The organism is Saccharicrinis sp. GN24d3 (assembly GCF_052400645.1).
GTDB lineage: Bacteria > Bacteroidota > Bacteroidia > Bacteroidales > Marinilabiliaceae > Saccharicrinis.
On the sequence record NZ_JBQTGI010000002.1, the window covers coordinates 198,941 to 214,059 of the forward strand.

8 protein-coding genes are annotated in these 15,119 nt (G+C 38.5%); all 8 read right to left on the minus strand.

Going from position 1 to position 15,119, the window contains the following annotated elements:
• Positions 1-3,171: a SusC/RagA family TonB-linked outer membrane protein gene (locus ACT29I_RS03360; protein ID WP_430932334.1), complete on the minus strand. Its 3,171-nt coding sequence runs from the start codon at positions 3,169-3,171 to the stop codon at positions 1-3.
• Positions 3,172-3,376: 205 nt separating this feature from the next.
• The gene (locus ACT29I_RS03365) at positions 3,377-4,093 is read right to left on the minus strand and encodes a FadR/GntR family transcriptional regulator (protein WP_430932335.1); all 717 of its coding nucleotides are present in this window, start codon (positions 4,091-4,093) and stop codon (positions 3,377-3,379) included.
• 527 nt (positions 4,094-4,620) lie between these two features.
• Positions 4,621-6,066: an IPT/TIG domain-containing protein gene (locus ACT29I_RS03370; RefSeq protein WP_430932336.1), complete on the minus strand. Its 1,446-nt coding sequence runs from the start codon at positions 6,064-6,066 to the stop codon at positions 4,621-4,623.
• Between the two features lie 18 nt (positions 6,067-6,084).
• Positions 6,085-7,635: a RagB/SusD family nutrient uptake outer membrane protein gene (locus ACT29I_RS03375; RefSeq protein WP_430932337.1), complete on the minus strand. Its 1,551-nt coding sequence runs from the start codon at positions 7,633-7,635 to the stop codon at positions 6,085-6,087.
• Between the two features lie 25 nt (positions 7,636-7,660).
• Positions 7,661-10,783, minus strand: coding sequence for a SusC/RagA family TonB-linked outer membrane protein (locus ACT29I_RS03380; RefSeq protein ID WP_430932338.1), 3,123 nt, complete (start codon positions 10,781-10,783; stop codon positions 7,661-7,663).
• A 248-nt stretch (positions 10,784-11,031) separates the two neighbouring features.
• Positions 11,032-11,739, minus strand: coding sequence for a FadR/GntR family transcriptional regulator (locus tag ACT29I_RS03385; RefSeq protein ID WP_430932339.1), 708 nt, complete (start codon positions 11,737-11,739; stop codon positions 11,032-11,034).
• Positions 11,740-11,978: 239 nt separating this feature from the next.
• On the minus strand, positions 11,979-13,694 hold the full coding sequence (locus ACT29I_RS03390; RefSeq protein WP_444792689.1) for a polysaccharide lyase 6 family protein: 1,716 nt from the start codon (positions 13,692-13,694) through the stop codon (positions 11,979-11,981).
• 512 nt (positions 13,695-14,206) lie between these two features.
• Positions 14,207-15,022 carry a universal stress protein gene (locus tag ACT29I_RS03395; protein ID WP_430932341.1) on the minus strand — a complete coding sequence of 272 codons (816 nt, stop codon included), beginning with the start codon at positions 15,020-15,022 and terminating at the stop codon, positions 14,207-14,209.
• Positions 15,023-15,119 lie beyond the last annotated feature (97 nt).

The window sequence follows — 15,119 nt, forward strand, 5'->3', positions numbered from 1 at the left end:
TTAAAAATTAACATTTAAACCAAAGGTAAAAGTTCTAACGATTGGACTTGCTCCTACTTGCGCACCATACGTAGTTGGCCCTAAATAATCACTACCCGAAGTTTTTACACCCTCCGGATTATATGAGGTGTAATTATCTGCCATTAAATACAATAAGTTAGATGCGGTACCATATACTCTAACAGAACTTAAGCCTACTTTATTCACCAATTCTTTTTTAAGCGTATAACCAATGGTCAGGTTTCTCAACGCTACGTAAGAGGCATCTTGTATCATAGCGTCTGTTTGATATCTGTTCGCGATATAATGCTCTCCATTATGATCGGCAATACCATCGTTATTGGCATCAAAACTATCCAATAATCTTCCACCCCATTGCGATTCATAGTAAAGCGGGTCGATATTGTAAACTTTTGCTCCGTGAGATCCCTGGAATTGGAACGACATGTCAAAATCTTTATAGCTCAAGTTATGCGTCATTCCCCAGTAGAAATCCGGTGTATTTGATCCTAATTTCACCAAATCACCACCATCCTCAACGCTTCTCGTATTATCAATTACACCATCTCCATTTTGATCTACTACATAAGATTCTCCGGTCGCATTGTTAGGATGTCTCGTCCCATCTTCTAAATAGAGCATTTCAACATCTCCAATGGTTTCCAATCCCCACATTTCACCAATCTCACCACCTACATAGTTTCTAAACACCGGCCCCCTGCCACTTTGGCCGTAAATTGCCTGAGGTAATTCATTCAGACCACCCAGATCCTTAATTTCTGTATTAACCGTAGAAAAGTTAGCATTAAAACTCCAGGCAAAGTCTTCTTCACTCATTAGCCTTGCATTTAGTTCAATCTCCACTCCAGAACTTCTCACATCACCGGAATTAAGTACTATGGAAGTAGTACCCAACACTTCTGAAACACTTTGATTAATTAAGATGTCTTCAATATCAGACGTATAGTAATCCACACCTAATGTAAAACGTTGACCTAAAACACCTAAACTAATACCATAGTTGGTCTCAGTATTAGATTGCCAAGTTAAATAAGGGTTTGCCACATTAGCCGGAATTAGATATCCGGTCCCGTACACTGTTGCTGTAGGCTCCAAAAGGCTCAACGCATCATAAGACCCTAAAAAAGATGTGGTTCCCAAAGAACCGGTACTAAACCTTAGTTTTAATTGGCTCAACACGTCACTATCCTGTAAAAAAGATTCTCTATGTAAATTCCATCCTAAAGAAAGTGCCGGGAATGTTTCGTATCTTTGGTTAGCGCCGAAACGAGAATCACCGTCTCTTCTTACCGATGCAGATACCAAAAAACGATTGTCATACGCATAGTTGATTCTTCCAAAAACACTCTCTCTTACTTGTTTCTCGTCCCTTTCGGTTACAATAATATCCTCAGGATCGAACAGGTTATAATTTAGAATATCGCTATCTGGCACGTTATTACCTTCTAAAGCGGTACCTCTGAAAGTGGTATTTTGAAATTCAAGTCCAGCTACCGCAGATATATCATGCTTACCAAACACTTTTGCATAACTTAAAGTAGTTACACTCAGTACTGATGCTACTTTTAAATCGGTTTGATCCATTGAAGTTTGAGAAGTCCGTGCCCTGGAATCAAAACCCAGTAATTGATGTGTATACTCTTGGGTATCTCTAAGATCCCCTCCTATAACGGTTTTTAAATCCAGCCCATCTAGAATGTTGTATTGTAAATAAGAACTAACGTTCGCGAAAAACGTTTTTTCATAATCCTTCGAGTTATCCAGCTTTGCCGCAGGACCTGCATCACCTGAGCCTCCAATACCGTTATTTGCCCTTCCGTAATGCCAGTCTTGCGCTGCCATACCAGGCTCTAAATCATAAATGCTGCTTGCTTCATACGTCGAACCTCTGTAACCATTGTCAAATGGATCTAATCCCAAAGCCTGAGCCTTGTCATTCAATGCTTGAACAAACGCAATAGACTCCTCAGTATGGTAAATAGGATGAACGCCATACGCTCTTAGAAGATCTCTCATGTCAACAGCTAAGATATCTCTATCGGATACAAATCCATTGAAACTTACACCTGTTTTGAACTTATCTCCCAATTTAGCATCAACATTCAAACGTGCGTTTATTCTTTCATAACCTTGCGTGATTACAACACCCTCAGCATTTTGATATCCAACGGAAGCAAAGTAGTTTACATCGTCAGTACCGCCACTCATGCTGAAGTCATGACTCATTGTACTACCATTTTGAAAAAGCCAGTCTTCCGGACTTATAGCACCAGGTGAATCCTCATAAGCACTTAACCTATACTCCACAAAAGCAGGGTCAACCTGGGAAAGGTCCCACTTACCGTCGGCAATCTCACTCCTTGCATGCGCAGCCCATTCCGGTCCTGACATAAGTATATTGTCACGGTACTTACTCGACGTGCTCACATAAGCATTGTAGCTAAAGCTTGCTTTCCCTGACTTTCCTTTTTTAGTTGTAATTAAAATAACACCATTTGCTCCCCTGGATCCATAAATAGCAGCTGAAGCGGCATCTTTTAAAATCTCCATACTTTCAATATCGTTTGGATTAACAGTTGCTAAATTTCCTGATATCGGAAAACCATCCACAACAATTAGCGGATTTGAGTCACCTGAAATAGATGAGGCCCCTCTAATCTGTATCTTTGGATCGGCACCAGGTGACCCGTCTTGAGATTGAACCATAACACCAGATAGCTTACCTACTAATGCATCATCTACACGAGTAACCGGAATAGCTGCAATATCTGCGCCTCCTATCTTTGCAATAGAACCAGTAGAATGTGACTTTTTTATGACTCCATAGCCAACTATCACTACCTCTTCCAGGTCGGCTGCATCAACTTCAAGTACCACATTGATCTCTGTTTGATCCCCTACTGCAATTTCCTGTGGGGTATATCCGATAAAAGAGAATATAATCGTGGGATTTTCGCCTTGCGTATTTAAAGAGTAGTTACCGTCAAGATTGGTAATGGTTCCGTTTGTAGTTCCTTTTTCGACTACGTTAACACCTATAAGAGGTGATCCGTCGCCAGCATCTGTCACCGTACCTGTAATTGTTTGAGCAATTACCTGGGTGAACAAACCTGTACATAATAACAATGTAAATAGAATTTTTCGCTTCATTTCATTAGAATTAAAACAATTAGATTTTAAATTTAGCTTTGTAATAACAATACGCGCCCTAACACAACCTCATATATTGTCCAGATGAATGAGTACGTCTATTGATTTTAAGGGATTTGCATTGAACAGTTCATCATAATGTGCATTGCCGCACTATTTTTCCACTTATCCAGAATCGACTTTCATAATATTTATAGAATTGAAATTATAATTTGTTTTTACTAAACTCCACTACATCCTGCAGGTGATCCATCAAGTGATTTTCGGCTTTTTCTCCGTCGCCGTCAATAATCGCTTGCAAAATATCCTCATGTTCCTTGATACGTTTCAATTTACGTTCATCGTCACAAACTTTTTCGGTAATATAGATTCTCATGATATCCGGAAGAATAATCAACAACATGGTTTTAATGACCGAATTATGACAGGCTTCCGCAATACGCAGATGAAATATAAAATCTTCATTTTCTGCAGGCAAGTCCTTTTTAGCGCGGGAATTATAGTTTTCTAAAGCTTTTTGAATGGCAGCTATATCTTCGTCCGTTCTTCGAACTGCAGCATGTTGCACAGAAAATTTTTCCATCATTACCCGGGTTTCTACCAAAGAATAGAAATCAGGCTTCTCAATTTTCATAATATTGGAAAGCAATCCTTCCATGGCTGTTATATCTACTCCGTTAACCACAACTCCGCTTTGTGGTAGCGTATTAAGAATGCCCACAAACTCCAATTTTTTTATGGCATCGCGGATATAAGTCCTGCCAACACCTAACTTTTCCGACAACTTACGTTCCGAAGGCAATTTATCCCCTGGCTTAAGGTATCCTGATATAATCAGTTCTCTTATTTGTCTGATTATCTTGTCAACCGGCGTTTCAACTTCAATTGTTTTAAAGCTATCCAATAATTCCATCATCTTCATTTTTACCATCTTTACAGCAACAGGTTGACCGATACACCTTAATAACCAACGCTTCTGCGATCAGCTTCCTAAAATAGAATCGAAACATTATCAGTGCCAAAACTGGTTTCATATCAAATAATTCATTTAAATCCTGATGCACACTAACTTTTTTTAAAAAATAATTATTGTCACACCATCAATTGGTTGACCAATTTACGAACTATTTTATAATTAACAAATTTTAAGAACACTTTTTTTTATAAAAAAAACATTTGAAACATCGAAATATTTAATCTATACTCATATATGTTAATCTTTTAACTCATATCCAACCCATCTTTAAAAAAGATAATTTGATCAAAAATGATATTTGGTCGACCAATTATATTAATTTTTGTAAACAAAAAATGCCGATAGAAAATTAAACTGAGTCTTTGGCTCGCTAGTCTCCAAACTCTCTTTAATTTTTATCGGCATTATAGTATTTGCAGGAAGGAAACGATCCTTCCTGTTTTAATACGGTCCTATTAAATTAATCCCTGCTATTATTTTTGGAAGTAGTAATTAAACTTGAAATACGAACCATCTCCGCTGGCCTGTCCAATATTCTCTGGAACATCAGCAACTGCTTCAATAATTTCAATAAAGCCATACTTCTCCACATCATTCCATGTTTGTTTAAACACAATTACATCTCCAGCTCCAAATTTGTCTTCATTTCCGGTACCGGTTGTGTAAATTTTAAGGTCACTCGAACTGGCACCAAAGTTGGCCACCACATCCGAATCAATATTGTTTAGTGTTTTATCCTTTACAGCATCAATGTACATTTTATGATCTGCATTACTTGGATCCAGCACTCCCATTTTAGATACTTTCACGCAGTTTTCTGTAGGCAGATTTACACCATCACATTTATAATTCTTAATTACACTGCCGGCATTTCCTGCTTGTCTTAACTGGATATAACCACTTTTAGAAGCATAGGCCAGTAAAGAAATATTTGGCTGTAACACAGTAAGCCAATCAGCACAAGCATCATACACCAATCCAGTATTAAAATCAAGGAAATACTCTCCTTCAGCCCCTCTCGGTTTTAGGGTAATATTTGCATAATAGTCTACTGTAGGCACAATTACCTCAAAACTTTCGTGAAGAGTGACAACTTGCGTACCACCAAAATAGCTTGCCTTAACTGTTACACCGCTGGCAGTAACAGCAAATTGATCTTCAGTCAGTGTAACCACAAGCTTTTCTCCTGTTTTACTGACAATTGAAGCCGACTCGTTGTTAAACAATATTTCATCGATCAAGGTGAGATTCTCACCTTCAAATACGATTTCGGTACCCGTTACACCCTGATCCGGAATGACAGTAAACTCAGGGAATATTCTGAATAATGTAATCTTCCCTGTGGACTGCGTTTGCTTAATCACGCCATCATCATTATACGAAAGGAGTACATTTGCAGGCTCTTCATCCTCTTCGAAGAAAGGTACTTCCACCAAAAAAAACGCATCATTGGCTTCCACAACATTGGCTTTTGATGTACCAAAATAAACACCATAAACAACATCCAGGTTAGTTCCTTCAATTTTCATTATACCATTTGGAAGCATCTGAGTGTCTTCAAAATCAGTAATAGCAGGCACAGGGTGAATAACGGTGAATTGGTCCGTCGACACCATTGTACCCACATTATTTTTAACTGTAATATTGCCGGAAACAGAACCTTTATCAAGTTTTGCTACCAACTCATTATTACTAACGCGATACTTAATCGTCGTCAGACTATCTCCGAAATAAACCGCAGTAACCTCTCCTAAATAGTCTCCTTTTATGGTAATCTCATCCTTATAACTACCTGTCGTTGGTTCAAAACTTTCCACTACAGGCGCATTTTCTTCTACTGTATTATATACTAACTCCTCATTACATCCATAATTAAATGTAATCATTAGCATCAATATCATTATACTAACATTTTTCATTTTACTAATTTTTACTAATTAATAACCCGGATTTTGTGTTGCATTAGTAGCTACAGTCATCACACTGTTAGGTATCGGCAATAAATATTGCCACTCCTTTAATTGTCTCCCACCTTCACTTAAATAGCTCATATCGCTTGCAGCTCCAGCGTAGTAGGGTTCTGAAATAACCGTACCGTCTTCCTGAATTGTGCTTACAATTATTTCAGCATTGTAATGGGCCTCCATTATCGTCGCCAACCTATCGGTACGCAGAAGGTCGTAATAACGGTGGTTCTCAAAGGCAAATTCAAGTCGTCTTTCGTTTTCAATAGCCAGCATCATATCCCATTGCGTAGGCACATCTTCTTCGAGTATATCATCCAGCCCAACCCTGTCCCTTACTTCGTTGATATAAGGCAAGGCATCGGCCACACTTGATGTTTCGTTTTCAATTTCGGCCAACATTAACAATACATCTGCAAAACGGAGCACAATCCAATCATTTTCCGCGTCCTGCTCATTTTCGTAGTCTGATAAGTATTTTTTAACGAAAGGAACGAAGTTCTCATTACCACTGTCGTCGATCCAGGTATCATACATCACAACATCTTTTCTGATATTATCCCCTTCTGCATCATAAGCTTCGATGAGGTCATTAGTTGGGGTGTTATAGCTATATGCTCTACCGGGCACAAAAGTACCATCGCGTGGCGAAAAATAATTGGAAAAAGGCGAACCCTGACCATAACCTCCTGATAAATAACGAACAGCAAATATAATCTCGTCGTTCATTTCGTTATTAACATCAAATACGCCTTCATAATCATCAACCAACAATCCGTGTCCACTATTATCTTTCACATTAGTCAACAATGTTTTTGCACTGGCATAATCATTTAAAGTTAGGTAAACCTTTGCCAACAAAGTTTTAGCAGCCCATGAGGTTGCACGTCCAAGATCCGAATCATCATAAGTACCGGGGAGCAAACCTGTGCTTCCTGCTGCTCCGCCAGCTAAAATCAAATCACTTTCAATTAAATCGTATACATCCTGCACTGAACTACGCGAAAGACTATTTCCTTCCTCAATACTAAGTCTTTCGGTCACAAGAAATACAGGACCGTACAAACGAACCAAATTGAAATAAATGTAAGCCCTGATAAAACGGGCTTCACCTTCCAGCTGACTCTTTAAATCTTCATCAGCCACAACACCAATATTTTCCAATACCACATTACAGTTATCGATACCCTTATATGCCGCCTCCCAATAACTTTCATTTTCTTCATGGGTAGTTGACACCGTAAAATTATCCAGTTGTCTTAAACGAACATTTACTGCATCTCCGGTATTTTTTATGTACAAACGCGCATTATCTGAGCGTATTTCGGTTAAGCGCCATTCGTCATTGGCCATACTTCTCAAACCGCTATAGCTGGCCATAACAGCCATATTCAGTTCGTCATCGTTGCTATAGAAACTGCTTTCCCCTAACTGATCTATCGGAGCCTTATCCAGAAAATCTTCACAAGAAGAGAAAGCAAGAATAGCTAACGCCATAAAAGCTATATTTATATATTTTTTCATAATCTTTTTTGATTTTGATCGGTAATTAAAAACTAATATCAATACCTGCACTGTATACCCTCTGAATAGGGAACGCACCTCGTTGATAGCCATCAACCAAAGGGCTTGCATAATTACTACCTGATGTTTTGCGTGCCTCAGGATTAATGCCATTATAATCATCCGGCCACCAATAAAACAGGTTTTGTCCGCTTAAATATACCCTCACATTAGAAACCTTGGCTTTTCTGGCAATGTCCTTAGGCAAACTATAACCAATGGTAAGATCGCGTAGCGTAAAATAACTCGCATCTTCTACGGCATAATCCGTATATACTTGTGTTATCCCATTTCTTTCGAAAGGGGTTTGCCCATCGCCAGGATTGTTTTCGTCTATCCACCTGTTGGTGTTAAAGTTTTTGTTATACCTTACAGTTTCTGCATAGTAAATATCACCGTTAACAACTTCGGCTCCAACCACACCTTGTAGCAGGAAAGAAAGGTCAAAATCTTTATAGCTTAAGCTATTCGTTATACCCCAGGTAAAATCGGGCAAAGGATTACCAATAACAGTATAGTCACTGGCATCAATAACGCCATCACCGCTTACATCTACAGCTCGCAGACCGCCTGCGGTATCATTAATATGCGAAGGATTATTCGCAATCTCCTCTTCCGAAACCCAAACTCCTTGCGTTTTGAAACCATAAAACTGCACTAATGGATCTCCCACTCTTGTTATATACTCCTCATTTCTTTCCCCTCTTGTTATCTGATAGTTTTCCCCTCCAAGATCTAACACCTTGTTGCGGTTCATGGAATAATTAAAGGTTGAGCTCCATATGAAATCGCCACGGTTAAGGTTACGGGTAGTCAACACTACTTCAAGACCTTTATTTCGTACCTTACCTTTGTTACTCCATGCCTCGGTAAAACCTAATACAGAGTTAACCGAGCGCTCATACAACAAGCTTTTCGTAATGGCATAATAAAAATCAACACCCAAATTGATGCTTCCATTTAAAGCGCTAAAATCAAGACCATAATTATATTCGTTCGTCTGTTCCCATTGCAGTGCAGAGTTGCCGATGACATCGGATATATTGGAAATTCCTGACACAACAGAACCATTGGAGCTTCCTAACACATAACTATTTGAAGACAGCATATTGGTATTGGCATAATTTTCAATATCATCCGTACCTGTGACACCATAACTGGCGCGCAGTTTCAGCTGGTCTACCCATGTTACGGCATCTTTGAAGAAACTTTCTTCGGAAACGCGCCATCCTAGGGAAACGGAAGGGAAATACCCCCAGCGGTTATCTTTACCAAACTTTGAACTACCATCCCCTCTAAAACTGGCCGATAACAAATACTTATCTGCATACGAATAAGCAAAACGGGAGAACAACGACACCAATCCCTCTTCTTCTTCCCAGGTACCGGTAACAAGATCCTCGTCATCGTACTGCAAAATAGATCCGGCAGCATTCAGCGTGCGAATATAATCGGTGGCAAAGTTATTACCGTATATTCCGGCTGATTTAGTATTCCTTTTCTGGATTGAAAAACCAAGCAAGGCATCGAAACTGTGACTTCCGGTTTTCTTATTGTACGTAAAGGTGTTTTCTGATAACAAATCGGTAAACAAGTTATTCTCGTACAGGCTGCTGTTAGGCGACGACGCAGTTTTTGAGTTTATATTTTCATATGTATTCTCTTCGGTATACACCACATTGAAACCATTGGATGTTTTAAACGCTAAACCTTTTGCCAGCTTTATATTCAAATAAAGCGAACTCTGCATGCGGTAATCATCTCGGGAATAAAATTGGTTGTGCATGACCGACAATGGATTATTATTGGAAGTGTTGTAAGGAGAAGTCCCCTCCACTGTTCTCTGCTCGCCGGTTTGCGGGTCAATACCGGTATATGTTTTATTACTGTAGTGATAACCGTGAGAATAACTTCCTACGGGTTGCCCTGTAATGGCAGAAGTAAACTCGTTATGGTAAACCGGCAAAAACCTTGGTGTACGCACAAAATCGGTAAACGGATTAGTAGGCTTACTTCTTTTGGTATAGCTCGGTGACATGGTAACACCCACTTTAACTTTTTTTGATAATTCCGCTTCAATTTTAGAGCGTATATTCACTCTGTCATATTTATTCTGGAGCATGATACCTTTGTCCCCCAGGTATGATGAAGAAACATAGTATTTCAAGCCTTTATTTCCACCTGACACGTTAAATTGTGCATCAACTACACCCGCCAACCTTAAGGCTTCATCCTGCCAGTTGGTATCTTCGGTTTCCAAGGTGGCCATTGCGAAATACATATCACCCAAAGTTGTACCGGAAAGATTGGCCTCGTTCACCTTCATATCAATAAATTCATTCTGAGTCATCATAGGATGCAACTCATACACATCTTTAACACCATACGATGCACGTACATTGTATTTGGGTTTGCCTTCGTCACCACTCTTTGTGGTGATAATGATTACACCATTTGCAGCCCTGGATCCGTAAATAGCTGCGGAAGCCGCATCCTTTAAAACTTCCATTGATTCAATGTCAGCTACATCAACCACGCTAAGACCGTCTTCAATTGGAAAACCGTCAATAATCACAAGCGGTTGTCCGTTTGCACTGATCGAACCATTACCCCGAACTGTAATAATAGGGGACTCTCCCACCTGAGAAGTAGTATTTTGAATTTGCACACCCGCTACACGCCCCTGTAAAACCTGATCAGCCCTGGCGCCCGGTATATCCTCGAGTCCATCTGGTTCCAGTTTCGCAATTGCGCCGGTAAGGTGTGATTTTTTCATGGCGCCATAACCAACGACAACCACCTCTTCCAATCCTGCAATATCAGGTGCCAATACAATATTGATAACCGTATTTGCCCCCGTCACAATTTCCTTCGAGGTATATCCGATAAAAGAAAATATCAGTGTCGCGTTTTCGCCTTGTGTTTTTAAAGAGTAGCTACCGTTAATATCGGTAATAGTTCCGTTGGTGGTACCTTTTTCAACCACATTCACTCCTATTAGAGGTGATCCGTCACCGCCATCGGTGACTTTACCTGTATATGTTTGAGCAAATACATGAGTGAATAATCCGGCACATAAAATTAATGTTAATAGGATTTTCCTTTTCATTTTGATTGTAATTTTTTTCCAAAAACTCAATTGCTTACTGCAATCGTTCATTAGAATTATAACAATTAGATTTTTTATTTAGCTTTGCAAGGACAATACACCCCCTAGCACAACCTCATATATTGTCCAGATGAATGAGTTTGTTGTGTGGTTATAAGGGATTTGTATTGAACTGTTCGAATTAGTGCGCTTCGGCGCACTAATTTTTTTTACCCTGAATCGACTCTCATATTTTACTTAATTTAAATTTATATTTTCTGTTTACTAAATTCTATAACATCTTGCAGATGCTCCATCAGATGCTTTTCTGCCTTATTTCCATCACCATCAATAATCGCCTGCAAAATAGCTTCGTGCTCTTTTACACGTCTTATCTTGTGTTCATTATCACAAACCTTTTCGGCAATATAGATTTTAATGATATCCGGAAGAATAATCAACAACATGGTTTTAATGACCGAATTATGACTCGCCTCAGCGATGCGTAAATGAAATATGAAATCTTCATTTTCGGCGGGTAAATTCAATTTCGTACGAGCATTATACGCATCCAACGCTTTTTGCATGGCAGCAATGTCTTCATCCGTTCTGCGAATGGCAGCCTGTTGTACAGAAAACCTTTCCATCACTATCCGGCTTTCCACCAAGGAGAAAAAATCAGGTTTCTCTATCTTCATGATGTTGGAAAGTAACCCTTCCATAGCTGTAATATCAACTCCGTTAACTACCACTCCGCTTTGGGGGAGTGTATTTAAAATACCCACAAACTCCAATTTTTTTATGGCATCACGAATATAAGTCCTGCCAACACCTAATTTCTCCGATAACTTTCGTTCTGAAGGTAATTTGTCTCCCGGTTTTAAATACCCAGACACAATCAGTTCTCTGATCTGTCTGATTATCTTATCAACCGGCGTTTCAACCTCAATTGCTTTAAAATTCTCTAATAGTTCCATTTTTATATCTTTAACTGCTATTCCAGTAACTGGGCTACCAAAATTACTGAAAATCCACCTTTTCACCAACCCGGTTACGAAAGCAGCATTCACACAATATCATTTTTACACTGTCAAGGTAACATCTTATGCACTATCGGATGCTTAGGTGTGCACGCACCGAACTTTTTCGCATCCTCATGTTTCCATCATCAAAATCCCAAACCAAAGATGTTTCCAGCACATACCAAATTACGTTTTTACAACACACCATTGCTCATCAACACTTTTTGGGTCTGATAATATTTCTTTCCCGATACAAACCTGGCTAACAATATATTATCCTCAACATTAACATGTATAAAGGTTGGTGTTTCCAATAACTTTCCCGATTTAATCAATCTGCCAGAAAGATCATATAACCTATATCGAATAGGGAAATAAGACGATTTGATTACGCTAAAGCACACAATACTTTCTGATACCCTATATTTAACCATCTCGGTTTGTGTATATGAGAGATTAAAAATTCCGGAAACATTTTCATCATTTCCCGTATATGGCCCAACATCTTCCATTTCCAATGACGTAATTTCAATTGTTAAGTCGGAAAACTCATCGCATCCCACATCTTTATTGTCATTTCTTGATTGTCCATCTATATCTTTAGCCACCATGGCGAACTCACCTTGCGCAGCATCAATTAAAACACTTGACGAAGAAGGACGCCATAAATAATCTTTATGCTCTAAACCGCAATCCGCAAAAACAAAGCCCGTACTTACTTCTTCAACATCTTCATTGGCATTTACAATATTACCAAGCCAGGTCATATTTGTGGGCTCATCTTCAATGGTAATATTTTTGTTTCCCGAAGTTTTATCGATAGCGTTATTGGCAAAAGTGCAATTCATGGGCGGCAAGCTTTTTTCCGAGTCTTTTCCTGCTCCAACAATCAATGGCATTTTACAATCTACAATTGTATTAAAGCTAACGACTGCGTCCTGAACCTGAAAATACCTGTTCAAAGGAGAATCAGGCACCCCATTCATCATGCATATGGCCGATCTGTAATCATCTCCTTTTAATCCCTCGAAATAATTATTATATACCTGATGTCTCTCACCGATGATTCGAACACCACCGGATGACTTGTCTTTTCCAAAGAAGAAGTTACCATATACGGAACAATCGTTTCCATGGCGAAGTGTCAAACATCCGTCGCAATCCCTAAAAGTATTGTAACGATAAGTATTAAAACATGATTTATTGGAAATGATCTCAATCTCGCCATCACACGCTTCAAAAACATTGTACTCAACAATAGCATGCGAATCTTTCATACTATTGGTGCTAGTTCCAATCCTAATGGTTTCACCACCATTATACCCTAAATCGGGCCGTGCTCCAAAATAATTATGATCTATCTGTGTATAATTTGGTTCATCATTTAACCATATCACCACAGTAGTTCCAGAGTGCTCTTTTCCTGAAAATGTGCAGTGGTCTACCCTGTTATAGTCACTGTAAATTGATACCCATTTATAATCAGTATCCTTATCAGATGGATTATAATCAACAATTGAACAATTCGTTAACCTACAACGACTGGCTAATTTTGAAGAACCATTTCTAAATTCTATTACCGCTCCGGATGGCGAATAACCATTTTCAAACCTTAATCCGTTTACCTCAAGATATTCACCACTTATTCTTAAAGTGGACGTTCCTGTTAAAATAACGCCATCCTTTTCCGCTGCAATTAACACGATCGGCCTCCCTTCTTCGCCCTCACCTTCAAATTTTATTTCTTCATTAGTCCATATGCCTGAAGTCATTTTTAAGGTATCCCCTGCCTGAAGGTTATCTAACACGTTTTCAATCTCACTTGCAGAAGAAACCGTAAAATTGGTAGCCTGAACATTAAATCCAAACATTACCATTAATAGGATAATGTTATATAAACTGGAATTCATCCTTTCAACAATGATTTTTCTGCAATTATCCTTCAAAACTTTTATTTTAAGTACATTTTAAACTTATGCTTCCTAATACCCGATAAATCCAGATATGCACTCTAACCAAACACTGACCTACCTGTTGCTTGGTAGACCAATTTACGTATACATTTTTAATTAACAAATTTTAAGGTATATTTTTTTCGTCCAGAATTAACGGCAGAACCATAAAATATATTCTTATTTGCTATATATCTATGGTTTATGATTATTTTTTGCAGTATTACAAAGATAGTACTTAAATAAAGTTAATAATTGGTTTACCAATTTAATTAAAATATGTAAATATTTTTAAAAAGAAAAGAACGGTCGGAAAGAATTAGATTATTGACCGGATATTACCAAACAAAAAAAATAAACCCGTTTATCGTCTCTTACGATAAACGGGTTTAACTACCATTGTTATTATGAACCAACCACATTGAAGCTATCGCACTTCAATATCTTTATCCAACGGAGAAAACATCTAGCTATTCAAGTTTGTCGTGCAATATAAGCATGGGGTGTTCCGGATGCAACACCATCTGCTTTGTGATGCTTGGATGGAAGATTCTATCGAAGAAACTTACATCGTGGCGAACCATAGCTACTATTTCCGCATCATTCTCTTCCATAAACTTACTAATACTTTTACTAACGTCTTCACCTTCTATAAAGTTGAAGCTCAAGTCGATATTAGGGAAGTGGGTAGCAATTTTATTTTCGGCATCTAAGCGATTAACATATTCATCATCAAGCACATTAACAAACATCAATGCCGAACGGTAACGCTCCACAATATCCCGAACAGGATTCATAACCTCATCCTTTGGAATATCTTTTAAATCAGTGGCAAACACAATTTTTTCTGGTTTTTTAAACTGTGCGCTTTTAGGCACCACCAAAATAGGAGCCTTAATATTCTTAATAACCTCGTAAGCATTTGAACCCAACAAAAAGTTCTCCAAAGCAGATTCTCCTCTGCAACCAAGCACAATCAAGTCAGGATGATTTTTGTGAATATAATCGTGTACTACATCAATCAGAGATCCGAAACCGGATAGAACTTTCACATCTGCCTCTGGAAAAGCGCGCTTAAGAAGTGTCATTTCTTGTTTTAAGCCTTTTTCACTTTCGTAAGCCATCTCTTCTTTCACCTGCATTACATACGGGCTGCCACTAAATTCTAAGTCATACGCATTTAACAATATAAAAGTAACATCATCATCCTTAAACATCTTTAAGGCATAAAAAGCGGCATTTCGGGCAGTGTTTGAAAAATCAGTTAACAGCAATACATTTTTCATAGCCGGAAATTTAACATCAACAAGTATTATTTATACATAACCGGTATTTGGATACCGTGGATAGAAGTGTCTGAAAATTAACATTTTCGAATTGTCA